Below are 18,804 nucleotides of genomic sequence, written 5' to 3' on the forward strand. Positions count from 1 at the left end.
ATCTAATTATTTTTCCAGTTTTATCTGGTTGGAAACACTTAAAACCATGCCCATTTCCATCATTAGGAAAAGGACAGATGTTCCCCCATAACTGATAAACGGTAGGGTAATCCCCGTATTTGGGATGGTGTTGGTTACAACCGCAATATTTAATATAACCTGGATGGCGATATGGCCCATAACACCTACCACAATCAGCGCACCGAATAAATCAGGGGCATTATCTGCAATGAGCATAAAGCGATAGATCATAAAAAGGAATATGAGAATAACCGATACGGCTCCAAAAAGCCCTAGTTCTTCACATATAATTGAAAAAATCATATCATTTTGAGCTTCTGGTACAAATCCCATCTTCTGTATACTCTCGCCCAGCCCTCTGCCTACTAGGCCTCCAGAGCCAATGGCATAAAGTCCTTGTAAGACCTGATACCCGCCGGTGGAAGGAAACGCCTCCGGTTCCAGCCAGACTAAAATCCTTCCAAGCTGATAATCATGAAGTATATTAAGCTTTTCCAACACAGTAGCGATGGGACCGGCAAACGCTAAAAGTCCTACTCCTGCAAATCCGCATGCAAAAAATGGCCATTTTTTCTTGCATGCCACAAACAACATAACAAATGCAATTCCTACAATGATAATACCAGAGCTTAAATTGTTAGCCGCAACGATTCCTGATATGGGTAACGCCGTTACAAGGATCAAAAAGACACCATTCCTTGTATTAATGTTCCTACCCATCTGAACGATCATAACGGCCAGCATAACAATGAGTGCTATCTTAACAAATTCTGTTGGCTGAAAGGACAAAGATCCTACTCCCAGCCACCTTTTTTTACCATTACGCTCTATTCCAACCACAGATACAGCGATCATCAGTATATAAGATAACGCATAAGCCAGAACTGCAAATCTGGCATACCAGTGATAGTCCATCTTAGATATTATAAGCATGATTATGAATCCGCCAAGTGCAATCTTCGCCTGCCGCAGCATAAAATAAGCCGCATTTTCGTATTTTAGTTGGGCAGCATATGAGCTTGAACTATAGATCATAACCAGCCCAAAAACAGATAGAAATATCACCGTAAACAAAAGACTGTAATCATAAAATCGGCGTGGTTTGTTTGTTTTCTTCGCTGGTCTGCTCTCTGCCATACCATTCCTCCTTGCCAACCAGACTTCTTACCAGAATTACTTTAAAGATTACGGACACTTTCCTTGAAAATCTCGCCCCGCTCTTCATAGCTTTTGAACATCCCCCAGCTTGCACATGCCGGAGAAAGAAGGACGTAATCTCCACGATTTGCATAAGAAGCGCAAACGCGGACTGCCTCTTGCATATCCTCTGCGTACATCACATTCGTAAATCCATGAGATGCAGCACATTCTGCAATCTTCTCCCTTGTCTGTCCCAGAAGTACCATATACCGGACCTTCCCCTGAAAGGATTCAATCCACTGGTCATATTCTGAATTCTTATCGTAACCACCTGCAATCAGGATCGTAGATCCTGGCATGGCATTGACCGCCTGAATAGCCGCATCTGGATTGGTTCCTTTGGAGTCATTGTAATACTTCACTCCTGCCTTTTCAGCTACAAACTCAATTCTGTGCTCTACCGCCTTAAACTCACAAACTGTCTTTTGTATCACTTCCAGTGGAACAGATAGCTCCACCGCGATTGCAATCGCTGCCATCGCATTCTCGTAATTGTGCCGTCCAAGAATCTGCAAATCATGAATATCTACAATTTCAGTCTTCTTGCCTTTCTGATTGCGGACAATCCTGTCCCCTTCTAGGCAATAGCCATCCTTTAATGTCTCTCGACTGCTAAAATAAATCACATTCGGTTTTAATGTTTCCCCAAATTCCCGAAGAACGGGATCGTCATAATTTAAGATACAGACCTCTTGTTCTGACTGATTCTTTGTAATGCTTTCTTTCACTTCTATGTAACATTCCATGGTTTTATGACGGTTCAAATGATCTGGTGTAATATTTAAAACCGCGCTGACATCGGGCTTAAAATCCAATATGCTTTCCAACTGAAAACTGCTGACTTCGGCAACTGTAACAGAATCTTCATCTGTGTGCATCGCCTCTTGTGCATATGGAATGCCGATATTTCCCACAACAAAAACATGTTCATAAAAAGCTTTCATGATCTCACCGGTAAGAGCCGTCGTGGTTGTCTTACCGTTTGTTCCTGTTATGGCTATTAGTCTGCCCTTTGCATGATGATAGGCTAATTCAATCTCACTCCATATAGGTATCTTTTCTTCCTTTATCACTGATACAAATGGAGCATCATGGGAAATCCCTGGGCTGATCACGCATAGGTTTACATCTGTTAAATCTTCTTTCTTAAGTTCTCCCAAGAGTATCGATAGATTCGCTTTCTCCTCAAATTGGCTTAACAGCTCATCCTCTTTTCGTACATCGTTGGAGTCATAAAGGACTGCTTTATCCCCTGATTTTAATATTAACTTGGATGCGGCGATCCCACTTTTTCCACTGCCTGCAATTAATACTTTCTGACTCATATGGTTTCTCTCCTATAATCCAAGATATGCAAGTAGGCAAAGAACGGCTGTTATGATGGCAAAAACGGCTACAACTCTAGTTTCAGACCAACCACATAACTCAAAATGATGATGAATCGGTGCCATTCTAAATATTCTTTTCCCACCTGTTTTTTTAAAATATGTCACCTGAATAATGACAGATAATACCTCAATGAGATAAATAAAGCCGACTATGGCTATAAATATCGGAATCTGCATCATAAAGGCACTGGATGCTACAAATCCACCAAGCCCCAGTGAACCAGTATCCCCCATAAACACTCTGGCAGGATAAACATTAAATAGCAAAAATCCCAAAAGACTCCCTACCACAGCTCCTGTGATGGGGCTGATCCCAGTCTTTTCTCCTATGGCAACTACAGTTAGAAATGTTGCAACCAGAATGGTAACACTTGTACAAAGTCCGTCCAGTCCATCCGTAAAATTCACCCCATTATCGGTTCCAATTACAATAAAAAAAACAGCCGGAACAAATAAGAATCCAAGTTTTAGAAAAATCCCTTTCTCAAACCCTCCGGTAAACGGAATTAACATCTCGGTTCCTACATCCTTTGAATGAATTAGATAAAATGCAAAGATACCAGTGATAATCAACTGTCCTGCCATCTTTTGTATCGCTGTCAAACCTTCTGATCGTTTCATCACTATCTTAATGTAATCGTCAAGAAAACCTACAATACCAAATCCAACCGTTACAAAAAGAACGGGAATTATCTTTGGATATTCCTTTACATAAAATAAAGAAGTTATAATAATGCTGGTCAATATAATTAGTCCGCCCATGGTAGGGGTCCCCTGTTTTTTCAGATGACTTTCCGGTCCTTCCTTTCGGACCTCCTGACCAAATTTTAATCTGTGAAGAAATGGTATTACTATGGGACACAGCATTGCGCTGATGGCAAAAGCTATAATGATCGCCAAAATCGTTTCGTTTATCATGTCACACCTCAATATTTTATGTATTCGTATATTATTCATAAGGAGGTTCGATTCGCCTTTGGCTTATCGAACAGTTCTCTAAGCAAATTATGCCACAGTAAGTAGTATACGTCTTTTTGCCCGAATAATCAACCACTGATTCGAAACGCAGATACAGTATCCTCCGCTGTAGGCTCAATTCCTAAGTATGGAAGAATGTTCTTAAATATATCCGCAATGACTGGTGCGGCTATAGTTCCACCATAATAAATCCCCTGCGGTTCATCTATGGTAATCAGGGCAATCACTTTTGGATCATCCGCTGGTGCGAATCCAATAAATGAGGATATATATTTCTTTAAGCTTCTGGGAAGTTTTTCAGAAGTTGCTGTTTTTCCACCAATCCGGTACCCTTCAATCTTTGCTCTTTTCCCACTCCCTTCCGAAACGACCTGTTCCAGAATATAACGCATGGTCGCACTGGTTTCTTTTGATAAGATACCCTCTTTTACGGGATAGGTAAAATCATGTACCAGTTCTTCATCTGCACGAACCGATTTCACTCCAAAATGAGGTGTAATCCGGTTTCCGCCGTTAATAATCGAAGACGCAGTGGTAATTAGCTGCATTGGCGTGATTTGAAAGGACTGCCCAAAGGAAACAGTAGCCAATTCAACCAATCCCATATCTTCTTTTTTATGCATTATGGTTGTCGCTTCTCCCGGCAAATCAATTCCTGTTTTTCCTTTTAAGCCAAACTGGACAAAATACTTATAATAACCATCCACTCCAAGTCTCTGCCCCACATCAATCAAAACTGGATTACAAGAGTTCATCATCCCCTGCAGAAATGTCTCCGAACCATGCCCTCCTACTTTATGGCACCTGATTCTGCGATCCTCAACAATTCGGAATCCAGGACAGGAAAAATGGTCATCCAATTTTACAACACCTGATTCTAACCCTGCAGCTGCTGTGATGATCTTAAACGTTGACCCCGGCTCATACGTATCATTAATACAGGGATTTCTCCACATTTGATTGAGCATATTCTGCTTTTCTTTTTCTGTTTTCGGTATTTCAACCGATGTGTTTAGTGTAAACGGATCATTCAAATTAAATTCAGGAGTATTCACCATTGCCATAATTTCCCCATTTTGTGGATTCATGACAATAATCGACACTCTATTTGCGCCTTTTTTCTCCATAACCTGATAGGCCGCTTGTTCGCAATACCGTTGAATATTCACGTCCAGGCTAACGGTAAGATTCTGTCCTGCAATTGGTTCTATCCGATCTTCTGCAGCATTGGGGATTTCAATTCCTGCGGCATCTGACATCGTCAGTATTTTCCCATTCATCCCTTTTAAATAGGATTCATATTTCACTTCCAGACCGATGATCCCCTGATTATCTCCTCCCGTAAAGCCAAGTACCTTTGAAGCCAAAGTATCATATGGGTAATAACGTTTGTAATCTTCGTCTACCTTGACCCCTTCCATATGATAAGCCCTAATCTGATCTCCCATAGCCTTGTCTACATTTGTCTTAATAATTTCCCTTGAACTATACTTTTGTACCTTCTTGCGCACTTCTGATTCTTCTAATCCTAGTTCCTTCGATAATACCGCCACTACTTCATCGGCTTTTTTTATCTGATTGTGTATTACGGAGATCGTACATACCGTCCGGTTGGTGGCTATAACAATTCCATTCGCATCAATTATATTCCCTCTTGCCGCCTTTATCGTCCTTTCTCTTTCATGGAGATCTTCAGCCATGGCACTATAGTGTTCGGATCGGAATACCATGAGAAAAACAAGCCGCCCCATTAGTCCTGTCATACAAAGAAAAAGCAGGAAAAACAGGAGGGCTATTTTCTCTCTGTGATGTGTTTTATTTGAATTCATACACAACTCCACTATCATTATTGATACAGTATATGAAATTCAGACTCTTTTATGATACTTATCCACTTTATCGTTTACTCTTGATCTTGATCTGTCTCTGTTGAGTTCTGCGACGAATTCACATCTTTTGGCAGAGAATCCGGAAGATTGGAATCGTCTCCTTCCTGCCTGTCAATGAATTCATCCGTAGGATTTAAATATTCTTCCGGAATGGAAGCCCCATCCTCCATCGTTGGAGACGGTGAAGAACTCCCATCTGCTTTGGATTCCTCTCCAGATTCCATTTGCTCTGCATCCTCTTTGGTTTCACTGGTAATTCCTTCTTCAACTGGCAAATCCGATTTATCAGTGGGTGTCCCTGACGCAGAATCTGTATCCGGGAATATATTTAAATAAGGAAGAATATCAGTCATGATTTTTTTAAAAATCTCACTGGCATAAGTGCTATGAGGCTGACTCTCCACATGAGGCTGATCCACCACAACATAGACCAATACCTGCGGATTATCCGAAGGCGCATATCCGCAAAATGATACCAGATAATTTGTTTTATCTCTTGGGATTTTCTCAGCGGTGCCTGTTTTACCAGCTATTTTATAGCCCTCCACTCTGGCAGCTCCACCCGTTCCCCCCTTCGCGTTTACCGTCTTAAATAACGCTTCATTGATAAATTTAGAAGTCGATTCTGAAACAGTCTCACGAACTAGAACTGGTTCCATCTTTTTCACCACAGAACCTTGTTCGTTTAAAATTTGTTTTACAACATGAGGTTCATAGTAAGAACCTCCATTGATTACAGAACTATATGCCGCCGCCATCTGGATCATGGTACAGTTAAAGTTCTGTCCAAAGGAGTTGGTTGCAAGATCTGTAGGTCCAGCCGAATCCGCAGAATACATCAATGTCTTATTATCGGCCTCTCCTGGAAGATCAATTCCTGTTTTTGTTCCAAATCCAAAAATCTTCTGATATTTATAGAATTTATCTTTCCCCATCTGCTGGGCAACCCGCATCATAACCACATTACAGGATTTCATAAGCCCCTGCTCCACCGTCAATAGGCCATGTCCATAGCGGCTTGCACATCTGATTTTATACCCTCCGACTTCCAAAAAACCAGGGCAGTCATAGCTCTCGTTCCCTGTAATCGCACCTTCTTCTAAAGCGGCAGAAATAGTAAAAATCTTAGAGGTGGAACCTGGTTCATAGCCATCACTAATCGTGAAATTTCTCCAAGTCTGGTTCCAGGCCACCATAGTACCAAACGATCTAATTTCAGTATCGCTATAATGATTGCTCACATTTTCTTCTGTTAGTGGTTCTGCATCCTTGTTTTTACGCTTATAATCTGCAATGGCCTCTTCGATCCCCAACTGACGGATTCTTTCATCTGTATACTCCGGACTCAAATCACGGGGATGGTTTAAATCAAAGGTATTGTCATCTGCCATGGCTAGAACTTCCCCGTTATTGGGGTTCATAACAATTACTCCTACTTTTTCACTCCCTGTCTGCTGTTCCCATTCTCGTATGTACTTTTCTACGATCTTTTGTATGTTTAAATCTATGGTAGAAACCACTGTATTCCCATTTGTAGCAGGCTTTATTACTCTCTCTAGATTTGAGTCATCATTTAGATACCCATACTCTCTCCCATTGGTTCCCATAAGAGTGGAATTGTAGGACTGCTCTACTCCTCCGGTACCTTCTCCACCGTCACTACTGGCAAAACCAATGACACTACTTGCCAAGCTATTATATGGGTATACTCTTTTATATTCGTCTTCAAACCAAATCCCTTTGATGGCTTTATTTTCATTCTTTAACTCTTTTGCTTTTTTCGTTTTGTATGTTTCATAGTTTTCCTTATCACTATAAGTAAGCTGTTTTGCATAGCGGATATACTGCTTGTCCTTTTTTTCCTGAATTAAATTGAGGATTTCCGTTCTGTCGTATCCAAAACAATCTATGAGCGCCATAACGGAAGGCTCAAGGTATGCATCTTGATCTGACATAATCTGTTTCGGATCCAAGATCAAATTATAAACTTTCTCGCTGGTTGCCAGATAGGTGCCGTTTCGATCCATTACATCTCCTCTTCGAAACGGAATGACACGACTGTCATATTCCTGTTGAGACAGCACAATCTGATTGTAATCTTCTTTTTTATTCGTCATAAGGTTATAAAGTATCATAACCAATGCAAACAAAGCCAGCGTAATTACCAGTACAGTAATCGCCAGCTTTTCCTGCATATAACGGGGAAACACCTTGGTTTTTCTATTTTTATTTTTCTTAATGTTCGGGAATATCTTCATTCTGCCTTACATACTCACTTTCTGTTTTATCATAGTGAAGGATCTGGTCTTTATTTGCATAGACCATACCAAGTTCCTCAGTAGCGACCTTATACACATGATCCAAATCAACAGAAGTGTTAATTCTCGTTTCCAATGCATTGTTTTCATTTTTTAAATGTTCCAGCTCTGCTTCTTTTTCTTCAATGCTATGAATCCCCGTAGTGATTGAAGACTGTAAATGCAGATAATTAACACAAATGCAAAGAGTTATGACTGCAGCAATCGTAAGAAGAATTACATATGGCAGATTCATCTGCAATGCTTTTTCACGATTTCGCCTAACCTGATTATTTACAGATGGACGTTGAATTTTTTCTGGTGTATATACCGGTCTTTGCACCGGCATGGCTTTATGGACTGTATTCCCATGCACATAAGCATGTTTGTTCCCATAGGATCGCACACTGTTTCTTGCAGTCACACTCATTTCCTCCCTCACTAATTTCGTTCAAATACCCGAAGTTTTGAACTTTTTGAACGTTTGTTTTCTATTATCTCGTCTTCTGACGGTATGATAGGTTTTCTTGTAATCACTTTCCCTTTACTCTTTTTCCCACAAACACAGATCGGAAAGTCCGGCGGGCATATACATGGTCTTTCATTGGTTCGAAATCTAGTTTTCACCATACGATCCTCCAATGAATGAAACGTAATAATCGCCAATCTTCCTCCTGGATTTAACAGGTCAATCATAGTATCTAGGGAATTATTTAACACTTCAAGTTCTTTATTTAATTCAATCCGAATCGCTTGAAATGTCTTTTTGGACGGATGCCCGCCTACGGCCCTTATCTTTGCAGGAATGGCTCCCTTAATAATCTCAGTTAATTCACCCGTTGTTTCAATCGGTTTCTCCGCTCTGGACCGAACAATATGCTTTGCAATGTTTTTTGCAAATTTATCTTCTCCATAGTCTCGAATAATCCGGTATAAATCAAATTCACTGTAGTCATTAATGATGTCAGCTGCAGTCTGATCATTTCTCTGATCCATACGCATATCAAGAGGCGCATCCTCCTCCCGATAGGTAAATCCCCGATCCGGCATATCAAGCTGATAAGATGACACTCCAAGATCCAAGTAAATCCCATCCACCCGTTCAATTGATAGATCACTTAAAACCATCTGTATATTCTTATAATTGTTGCGAACAATTGTAACTTTATCTTTGAATGCCTCAAGCCGCATCGTTGCTGCCGCAATCGCATCTGCATCCTGATCAATTCCAATTAATCTTCCGTTTTGTCCCAGGCGCTTACACACTTCAAGAGCATGTCCGCCTCCTCCCAATGTTCCGTCCACATAAATTCCGTCCGGCTTTACATTCAGGCTGTCAACCGTTTCGTTTAACAGTACTGATTTGTGTTCAAATGTCATATTCCAAGTCCTTCCATAGCTTCTGCGATTTCTTCCATGTCTTCATAGGTGTTAGTAGCTGCCCATGCATCTTTACTCCAAATTTCAATTCGGCTGCCTACCCCTACTAATACCGCATCTTTTAAAATTCCCGCATGTTCTCTTAAGACAGCAGGTAATAAAATTCTTCCCTGTTTGTCCACTTCGCATGCAGTTGCGCCGGCCAGAAAGAATCGGGAGAATTTTCTGGCATTGGTGTTAGTCAGCGGCAGGCTTTTCAGTTTCTCTTCCAGTACAGTCCATTCTTCATTATCATACACAAATAAACAGCCATCTAAGCCTTTCGTAACAACGAATTCTTCTCCAAGCTGTTCTCTGAACTTCGATGGGACTATAAGACGTCCCTTCGCATCAACTGTATGATTGTATTCGCCCATGAACATACCAATCACCTGCTAGTACAATGAGTGGTGAGAAAAACAGCTGCATTCCCACCATTTTCTACCACTTTGTACCACTTTCCTCCACTTATAGTATAATTTTATTACATATACTGGTAAATAGCAAGAACAATTTTAAAGATTTTTTAATTTCATACACGGATAAAATTTGTTATTTCCATACTTTTCCATTATTCTCTATAAAGTGACAAAAAGAGCCTCTCTTAAGACAGAAAAACTCCATTGCCTTAAGAGAAACTCTACTATTTACTTATCCGAAATCAATTATTTTTTTTCATTTCATTCATTTGATCAACTAATGTTTCTAATTCTTCCTGCGTCGTTAAAGAAGGCGCAAAACTAAAAATCTGCCGCAGAGGCATATCACGGAACATGGCTTCATCCATCTCATTTGAAATGGCTGATTTTGAAGCATCTCCATCCGAATTTCCTATGGCACTCTGTTTCTGAAATTGTTCCATCAGTGGCTGTAACACCTCCGCCGCAATAGAATCTGAGCGAATATCGCCTATGGTGCTATTAAGATGATACTTCATTGGTATTTTGACAGTGGACTGAACGCGAATCGATACAGACTCCCGAAGGTCCCTTGATGAAGCAGCTGCATATATGGTATAGCCTCCGGTTTTGACATGCCAGTCACTGATTTCAACATTATAATAGGAAAACGCACGATTTCCCAAAGAAAATCTTAAAGTTTTTGTTTCTCCTGCTTTTAACTGAACCTTTGCAAATTCACGCAGTTCTCTCACCGGACGAATCACCGATTGATCTTTGGCTTCTACATAGATCTGAACAACCTCTTTTCCTGTCACCCTGCCTGTATTCGTTACATCAACGGAAACAATCACTGTATCTGTATCTTTCATTAAATCCTGGTCTACTTTCATATTACTGTATGCAAAAGTTGTATAACTAAGACCATGACCAAACGGGAATCTGACAGCCATCTTCTTTTTGTCATAATAACGATAACCGGTAAAAATCCCTTCTCGATATTCTGTTACATCTTTTTCTCCTCCATAGTAGAGGAAGGATGGATTATCCTCAAGCTGTATTGGAAACGACTCGGCTAGTTTTCCGCTGGGATTTACCGTTCCATATAAAAGATCTACAATCGCACCTCCAACGGCCTGCCCTCCAAGATAAGCCTCCAGCACTCCGGACACCTGATTAATCCACGGCATCTCTACTGGTGATCCATTGTGAAGAACAACCACTGTATTTGGCTGTACGGCCGCTACTGCTTCAATCAAAGAATTTTGACAGTCAGGCATTGCCATATGAGTACGGTCATATCCTTCGGATTCAAAAGAATCTGGAAGTCCAGCAAAGATAACGGCTTTTTTTGCTTTCTTTGCCGCCTCCACCGCCTCTATCTTCATGGCTGCATTTTCCTGATCCGTATTAATTTCGTATCCCTGGCTATATGTAATCCTCTTATCCTTCGCCGCTTCCACTGCAGACAGCACGTTTGTGGCATTGATATGGGAACTTCCACCACCTTGAAACCTTGGGTGAGCCGCAAAATAACCAATGAATGCAACTTCATCCGTATCTTGCAGAGGAAGAACTCCTTCATTCTTTAATAAAACCGCGCTCTCTCCTTCGATTTTTCGAGCTAGTTCATGGTGTTTTTCTTTATCCCAGACAGTATTTGGTTTTTTATTTTTATGATACCGGTCAATAATGGTAAGAATTCTTTTTACCGCTTTGTCAAGGACCTGTTCATCTAGTTCCCCTTCCTTTACAGCCTTTACAAGCAACGCATCATTCCTTCCTCCAGAAGAGGGCATTTCAAGATCAAGACCTGCCTTTACCCCTTCCACTCTGTTATTAACTGCGCCCCAATCACTCATTACATACCCATCAAATCCCCATTCTTCTCTTAATATTTCAGTGAGAAAGTGGTGGCTTTCCGATGCATAAGTTCCATTGATCCGATTATACGAGCACATCACAGTCCATGGTTTTGCTTTTTTTATCGCTCCCTCAAATGCCGCTAAATATATTTCCCGTAAGGTTCTCTCATCAATTTTCGAATCCGATGTCATGCGTCTTTTCTCCTGGTTGTTTGCCAGAAAATGTTTGATGCTGGTTCCAACTTGTTTTTCCTGTACACCCGTAATATGGCTGGCCGCCATCTCGGATGCCAAGTAAGGGTCCTCTGAAAAATATTCAAAATTCCGTCCACACAAAGGAGAGCGTTTGATATTAACAGCAGGTCCAAGAATCACACTCAGCCCCTCTGCCTGACAGGCATCTCCCAATGCGTTTCCAAGCGTAATCAGCAAATCCCGGTCAAACGAAGATGCCGTTGCCGATGCCGTTGGAAAACAAACCGCCTTGATGCTGTCATTCACGCCTAGATGATCCCCTTCCTGATCCTGTTTTCGAAGACCGTGAGGCCCGTCGCTCACCATAGAAGCAGGTATCCCCAACCGGTCAACCACTTTGGTATGCCAAAAATCCGCCCCCGAACAAAGTCCCGCCTTTTCTTCTAGCGTCATCTCTTTCACTATTTTTTCTACATCCATACAAATCCCCTTTCTTTTTTCAAACGCTACTTTTCTTAACGAATGTCGTAGACACTTCGAACCGTTAGATCCTCTGGTATTCCGCTCCATATTTTCACTTGTCTCTCACCCGGATTCATATCAAAAAAATTATCAGAAAGAATTAAATCATCGTTTCTATTCCGAATTTCAATGGATTTTGCGTACGCTTTGGATCTTACTATGATCGTATCAGCTTCTGCTCGTACCGTCAACTCAGGATCCAGAAAGTTGTAATGTTTGGGAGCACAAAACAAAACCGTTCCAAAAGAAACAATCTCTCCTTCCCGTTCCATTTGATAGCTTACATAATCCTCATGAATATTTGCCTCTGGAAGCATTACCGGATCAAGCCACAGGGAGGACAATTTTTTTAGTCCCCTTTTTTCTTGCCCTTTTCGTATGATTTCTCCTGTGTTTTTTGTCAATTGCCAGCTGGCTGTTACGGTTTCATCAAAACGCGACTCATTTGCCAAAGATAGGCGAATGGACGTTTCTACTTCACAAGTGTGAACAGCTTCTTCACAAGAAATCAAAAGAGGCGCAAAGAAACGTTTTTCATAGTAATGGAGTGCCTTCCATCTTCCACAGTAATCAATGGAGGACCAGGAAACAGCCGGCCAGCAATCATTGAGCTGCCAGATAATGGTTCCCATGCACCTTCCCCGATTCCGTCTAAAATGTTCCACTCCATATTTCATGGCCTCTGCCTGAAGAAGTTGAGATGCATACAAAAGAACGTCAAAGTCTGTAGGATACAAAAACGTCTGTCCCAGATATCCCATTATTTTTCCATTGGCCTGGGCATTGCGTTGATGTTTCTCCATAATATAGGAAAACACATTCCGGTCTTTTTCCTCTGTAAATGTTTCTATTGTTCGATAAGATGGAAACGACTGAAAGCCAAATTCTGACAAATACCTAAAATAAAACTTGCGGTACTCCGTAAACGGTTTGTTCCCATGCCATACATCCCAGTAGTGAACGTCTCCTCTGGTTTCATCGTTGGGGGAATCAAAACTTCCACCAGACGAAGGGCTAGCCGGCCAGTAAAAGGTCTGTGGGTCCTCTTTATTGAGAATTTTAGGTATGATGTATTCAAACAGCTTTATATAGTCTGCTTTTTGTTTTGGAGTACAATTCCAGGCAGAAAGTGCGGTAAACTGTTCCATCTCATTATTTCCACACCAGAGTCCAAGGCAGGCATGATGGCGGATTCTCCGTATATTATCTACCAATTCATAAAAAACTGTTTCTTCAAACGCTTCCGTCAGATCATAATTCGCACATGCAAACATTAAATCCTGCCAGACAATGAAACCTAATTGGTCACAGATCTGATAGAAATAATCGTCTGGATAATATCCGCCACCCCAAACTCGTATCATATTATAATTGGCTGCTTTGCATTGTAAGAGCAGGTTTTTTGTTCTTTTTGGGTTGCATCTTCCACGAAGGTTATCTTCTGGAATGTAATCTGCACCCATGGCAAATATCGTTATGCCGTTGACCTCATGGGCAAAGGATTCCCCGTATTCGTCTGTTTCCCGGTGTATGGTCATCGTTCGAAGACCAATGTGGTTTTCCCATGCATCAATCTCCTTCCCTTCTTTTAAGAGGACAACCCGTATATGATATAAATTCTGCTTGCCAAATCCATTGGGCCACCACAATTTTGGATTTGTAAGCAAAATTGTCTCCGGAGCATGTTCATAAACACATTGCTTTCCTTCCTCGTCTGGTTCTGTTACCGTAACCTGATAGGAATATTTTTTTCGTTTCAACTCTTTTTGATCTTTTACAAATGTAAGCAAATCATCCTTTTGATTCAACTTTAAATCAACCTGAAAATCCAGATAAACCCCTTCGGCTTGATGTCTTTGGGTGATATATACCTGATCCAGACGCGCATAAGTAAACCCCAATAAATAAACCCCTCTACATATTCCTGCATCTGGAAGCCGCGGCCCCCAGTCCCAACCGAACATGCAATGAGCCTTACGCAGCCTTGAAAAGCCTCTCATTGCATCTTCAGAACCTCCAATTGGTTCTTTTTGATACTCTTTTTCTATGTACTTTGTAGGAGAGTGAAACAAAATTCGCAGTTCATTGTCTTTCATGCGTAGCAAATTGGTGACGACAAACTCATAGGTTCGATGCATATTATTCACAGAGCCTAACCAAACTCCATTTAATTCAATCTCAGCCAGTGTATCAAGACCATCAAAATGTAGTAGATTTTTTTCTTCTTCCAACATTGAGGGAGAAACGTCAAAAACACCCAAGTATTCAAACTCTTCTTCCATCAAACTTAATACCATTTCTTCCTGATCTCTCCAAAAGGGGTCAGACATTGCTTTGTTATTAAGTAGATCTGTGTAAACACTTCCCGGCACCTTTGCCGGATGCCATTGATCCGTTCCCTTGATCCGCATCTTAAATATGTCTTTCATTTCAACTTTTTGCATACTATTTTGCTCCTTTTCTCATTGTTTTCTCTTAAACTAGGATAAATCCCATTCTTCATGAATCTTTGGCACATCGTTAATCAATCGCTTCGTATAATCTGCCTTGGGATTTATGATAACAGATTCTACATCCCCAGACTCTACAAATTTGCCATGCTCCATAATGTAAATAGTATCCGAAATGTAATAAGCAAGCCCAATATCATGGGTAATAAATATAATGGTTAGGTTGGTTTCTTGTCTTAATTTTAAAAGCATATCCAGTATGGTAGCCCGTGAACAGGCATCTACCATAGAGGTGGGTTCATCTGCCAGCAAAATCTGTGGCTTTAGTAAAAAAATTCTGGCAATCATCAATCTTTGCATCTGTCCACCAGACAACTCAAAGGGATATTTATTGGTTAATTCTTCAAATTTCAAGTTGACAAATTGACAAGCTTCTGCCATAAGCTCCACCTTTTTAATATAAGGAAGCTTTCCATCCCCCCGCATCTTAATACAATCAAGAAGTACCTGATCAATCTTGCGAAAAATATTAAAGGAAGAAAAAGGATCTTGAAAAATAGCTTGAATCCCTTTCCAATACTCTTTTTTCTTTTTTCCGCTGGAAAGATCTCTGACTTTCCCCTGATAGTTGATCTCTCCATCCGTTAAACGAATCAGACCAAGAAGCATTTTAGACAATGTGGTTTTACCCGAACCGCTTTCTCCTACTATAGATACAATCTCCCCTTTTAGAAATGAAAAGTCCACATGATCTACGGCAACTGTCTTTTCATCTCCAAAACCAAATATCTTCGTAACTCCGCTCCCACTTAGCCATAGTTCTTTTGGTTTTTCGTTAAGATTCACACGCATACACCTCCCTCAATTCCTGTTCCGTCAGATAACAGCGAAACATTCTTCCATTCTCCATATGCGTTTCTGCAATTCCGTGGAGCATACACTCTGGCTTGGCATACTTACATCGGTCTGCAAACCGGCATCCCTTTGGTGGGTGTTTCAGATTGGGAGGTGTCCCTGAAATAGCCGTTAATTTCCCACTTCTCACGCCTTCTTCTGGCACCAGAATGGATCCCATCAGACCTTTTGAATAAGGCTGGAGTGGATCAAATACCATATTACGAGCAGAAGCCTGCTCCACAATTTGCCCCGCATACATTACCATTATCTCATCCGTAACATTATAAAGCAAAGGAAGTTCGTGTGTAATAAAAAGCATGGATTTAATCAACCCTTTTTCCATAAGGTTATGAAGCATTTTAATTACCATTTTCTGAGAGGTAACATCAAGCGCGGAAGATGGCTCATCTGCGATTAAAACTTTAGGGGAGAGAATGGTGGAGATTGCGATCACTGTTCTTTGTTTCATCCCTCCAGAAAGCTCTACGGCATGCTTTTTTAGTACACCTTCCGGCAGCCCAAGTATCTCAAATCTCTCTCTTGCGAGATCATAGATCTCCTTCTTCGTCGTTTTGGGTTTGTGCGCGCGAACCACATCCTCAATGAAATGAATGATTTTCTGGGTAGGATTTAATGCATTCATCGCCGCCTGAGGAATATAAGCAATTTCACTTCCTAGAACTTTTTTTCGAATTTCATCTGGTTTCATACTGGAGATATTCACACCATCCACTTTAATTGTTCCACTTTGATAATGAAGAGGCGCAAAGTAATAGCCCATCAGGCTTAGAGCTAGTGTAGATTTTCCACAACCAGATTCTCCTGCAATCCCAAGAGACTTCCCTTCCTCAATTTTTAAAGATACTCCATCTACTGCATAAATGTTTTCTCCTGACCTAGTGATATACTTTGTTTTCAAATGGTCTACATCAAGCATCTTCTTTCCCATAATCACCACTCCTTTTATTCTCTCAACTGCGGGTTAAATACCTGATCCAGGCCTGTATTCATAAGATTCAAAGAAAATGAAATTAGTGCAATGGAGAAAATCACAGGAAAATATGCCCACCAGTCTCCATTTAAATGTGCACTGTATGACATTGCCCAATTCATCATCAGCCCCAGCGTGGATACCGTAGTTGTTGCAGGACCTAGTCCTATCATAGACAATTGGGCCTCTGCAAGAATTCCGGAAGAAATCTGTAAGATGAGAGCCATAACAACATAAGAAGCAATATAAGGAAGGATATCCATTAATATAATAGCAACTAAACTATGTCCCGACAGTTTGGATAAATTCACATGATCTCTGTTTCTAAGAGAAATCACTTGGGAACGCACAGATCTTGTCGTCCAGGTCCACGATGTTACACCGATAATCACCGCTACCATCATAACCCCTCTGGCATTTTTCCCTACACTATATGAAATCAGAATCAATAATATAAAACTGGGAATCACCGTAAATAAGTTGGTGATGAACATAATGAATTCATCCAACACTCCTCCTACATACCCTGCTAACAGTCCAAGGGTTAAACCGATTAACGTAGCTGTAATTCCTGCAATCAAACCGATTTTTAATGATGTTTTAATGGCCGAAATCAGTTCAGTTAGCACATCCCGCCCAAAATTATCTGTACCTAAAACAAAAACTCTCTGATTTGGAACGTCTTTGATATTCACGTATTCTTCTTGTGATATACTTTTTTTCACAGCAAGGTTTCCTGTCTTTTCTTCCTTTTCTGCAATAATTACCTCTGATTCTTCCAACAACCCCTTTACTTTTTTGTCTAGACGTTTAAAATATTTTTTTCTAGCTGCTATTTCCCCTTTCTGTTCATTCAATGGATCATAGTGAGCATTCCACAAAGAAACCAGCCCTTCTCCATCGGTTACATCAATTTCTCCAACAGGTACACTCCCATATGCCTCAAGCCATTCTGCCATTGCAGTCCGGTCCTCCATCAAAAGGCTTTGTTCCAACCGATTGGTGGTTGGATCTAAATTAAGCGGATAGGTATCTGTGCGTACTACATCAGTAACTGCTATGTAAACACCTGGTTTAAAAAAATTTCCCTTTCCAAGCATTTTTAATGGATCCTCGGTTACAAACAATGGGTATAAAATGGTGATCAAGAATATTACAAGAAAGATCACAAAGCCAATTACAAATTTGGGATAATGAAAGATCTGTTTGATCTGGTTTTTCATCGCATTCCTCCTAATCCTGTTGCGCCGCTTTAATTCGTGGGTCAATGACACCGTAAATCAATTCCACAAACAGATTGGCAAGAAGTACCATAATTGTAATAATCAAGGTACATGCCGAAATCAGGGGATAATCTCTGCCTTTGATAGCAGAAAGCAAAGTGGTTCCAAGTCCAGGATAACTGAAGATAATTTCTGCAACAAGTGCACCGCCGATCATGGTGCCAATGGACATGGCCAGTCCTGTAATCTGAGGTAGCATGGCATTGCGAAATACATAACCAACAATTGTTTTGTCCTTAATCCCTAGAAAACGGCTGTATTTTACATAGTCAGCATTTAGCTCATAGATGGACATGGAACGCATTCCAATGGCCTGCCCGCCTATGGTAATTAGTACCACCGACCAGAACGGAAGCTGATAATGTAAAATCACAGATTTAAAAAATGTCAGACTTCCACTGGGTATTAAGTCAAATCCATATCCTCCGCTTGATGGTGCCCAACCAAGTTTTAAGGAAAACACAAATAGCAATATGGTAGCCATTCCAAATGCAGGGATATTACTAAGGAACAAAAAGAGCGGAAGAATTCCCTTATCAAAAACCCCTTTCATATATGCAGCGACTGCACCGAGAATATTGCCTAAAATCCATCCTAGTATAATTGCTGGAAGCTGCAGACATACCGTCCACCACACCGAAGTAGCGATGATATCAGATACTGCCCTGGGATACTGACTAAAAGATACACCAAAATTTCCTTTGACTGCATTTTTAACAAATAGGAAAAATTGTGTTATCATGGGTTGGTTGACACCAAATTTCTCTGCATAATCTTCGTAAACCTCTTGTATCGCAGTCGAATCTGTCATCCCATCAACAGCCCTTGCCGCAATTGCAGATACAGGATCCCCAGGCATGAGTCTTGGTAAAATAAAATTCAGCATAACTGCAATTATAAACGTAAATAAGTACCAGATTATTTTACTCCTGTAGTATTTCTTATATCCCTTCAAACGATCACCTCTTTTTATTGGATGGTTTCATATACTCTTATTGAAAAAGACCATGG

General features: G+C 40.7%; 14 protein-coding genes. All 14 read right to left on the bottom strand.

Annotated features, from left to right (window positions below; translation table 11 throughout):
* Positions 1 to 6: 6 nt before the first annotated feature.
* A complete protein-coding gene (locus EFT72_RS08935; RefSeq protein WP_124066575.1) occupies positions 7 to 1,158 on the bottom strand; it encodes an FtsW/RodA/SpoVE family cell cycle protein in 1,152 nt (383 codons plus the stop codon).
* Between the two features lie 41 nt (positions 1,159 to 1,199).
* Positions 1,200 to 2,546, bottom strand: coding sequence for a UDP-N-acetylmuramoyl-L-alanine--D-glutamate ligase (gene murD, locus EFT72_RS08940; RefSeq protein WP_124066576.1), 1,347 nt, complete (start codon positions 2,544 to 2,546; stop codon positions 1,200 to 1,202).
* A 12-nt stretch (positions 2,547 to 2,558) separates the two neighbouring features.
* A complete protein-coding gene (gene mraY, locus EFT72_RS08945; protein WP_124066577.1) occupies positions 2,559 to 3,527 on the bottom strand; it encodes a phospho-N-acetylmuramoyl-pentapeptide-transferase in 969 nt (322 codons plus the stop codon).
* Positions 3,528 to 3,655: 128 nt separating this feature from the next.
* Positions 3,656 to 5,416: a penicillin-binding transpeptidase domain-containing protein gene (locus tag EFT72_RS08950; RefSeq protein ID WP_124066578.1), complete on the bottom strand. Its 1,761-nt coding sequence runs from the start codon at positions 5,414 to 5,416 to the stop codon at positions 3,656 to 3,658.
* Between the two features lie 74 nt (positions 5,417 to 5,490).
* A complete protein-coding gene (locus EFT72_RS08955; protein ID WP_124066579.1) occupies positions 5,491 to 7,671 on the bottom strand; it encodes a penicillin-binding protein 2 in 2,181 nt (726 codons plus the stop codon).
* Positions 7,672 to 7,711: 40 nt separating this feature from the next.
* Positions 7,712 to 8,197, bottom strand: coding sequence for a cell division protein FtsL (locus tag EFT72_RS08960; RefSeq protein WP_124066580.1), 486 nt, complete (start codon positions 8,195 to 8,197; stop codon positions 7,712 to 7,714).
* A 17-nt stretch (positions 8,198 to 8,214) separates the two neighbouring features.
* Positions 8,215 to 9,153, bottom strand: coding sequence for a 16S rRNA (cytosine(1402)-N(4))-methyltransferase RsmH (gene rsmH / locus EFT72_RS08965; RefSeq protein ID WP_124066581.1), 939 nt, complete (start codon positions 9,151 to 9,153; stop codon positions 8,215 to 8,217).
* Positions 9,150 to 9,575 (bottom strand): division/cell wall cluster transcriptional repressor MraZ, encoded by a 426-nt coding sequence (gene mraZ, locus EFT72_RS08970; RefSeq protein WP_124066582.1) that lies wholly within the window; start codon positions 9,573 to 9,575, stop codon positions 9,150 to 9,152. Before mraZ ends, rsmH begins: the two co-directional genes overlap by 4 nt.
* 278 nt (positions 9,576 to 9,853) lie before the next feature.
* A complete protein-coding gene (locus tag EFT72_RS08975) occupies positions 9,854 to 12,136 on the bottom strand; it encodes a glycoside hydrolase family 3 C-terminal domain-containing protein (protein ID WP_347561865.1) in 2,283 nt (760 codons plus the stop codon).
* Between the two features lie 29 nt (positions 12,137 to 12,165).
* Positions 12,166 to 14,616, bottom strand: coding sequence for a glycoside hydrolase family 2 protein (locus tag EFT72_RS08980; RefSeq protein ID WP_124066584.1), 2,451 nt, complete (start codon positions 14,614 to 14,616; stop codon positions 12,166 to 12,168).
* A 36-nt stretch (positions 14,617 to 14,652) separates the two neighbouring features.
* The gene (locus tag EFT72_RS08985; RefSeq protein ID WP_206426629.1) at positions 14,653 to 15,468 is read right to left on the bottom strand and encodes an ABC transporter ATP-binding protein; all 816 of its coding nucleotides are present in this window, start codon (positions 15,466 to 15,468) and stop codon (positions 14,653 to 14,655) included.
* On the bottom strand, positions 15,458 to 16,468 hold the full coding sequence (locus tag EFT72_RS08990) for an ABC transporter ATP-binding protein (RefSeq protein ID WP_164473120.1): 1,011 nt from the start codon (positions 16,466 to 16,468) through the stop codon (positions 15,458 to 15,460). The genes EFT72_RS08985 and EFT72_RS08990 overlap by 11 nt, the downstream gene beginning before the upstream one ends.
* Before the next feature lie 14 nt (positions 16,469 to 16,482).
* Positions 16,483 to 17,733 carry an ABC transporter permease gene (locus tag EFT72_RS08995; protein WP_124066586.1) on the bottom strand — a complete coding sequence of 417 codons (1,251 nt, stop codon included), beginning with the start codon at positions 17,731 to 17,733 and terminating at the stop codon, positions 16,483 to 16,485.
* A gap of 10 nt (positions 17,734 to 17,743) precedes the next feature.
* Positions 17,744 to 18,748, bottom strand: a complete 1,005-nt coding sequence (locus EFT72_RS09000; protein ID WP_124066587.1) for an ABC transporter permease — start codon at positions 18,746 to 18,748, stop codon at positions 17,744 to 17,746.
* Positions 18,749 to 18,804 lie beyond the last annotated feature (56 nt).

Origin of the sequence: Clostridium sp. E02 (assembly GCF_003833015.1) — a bacterium.
Taxonomy (GTDB): Bacteria; Bacillota; Clostridia; order Lachnospirales; family Lachnospiraceae; genus Lacrimispora.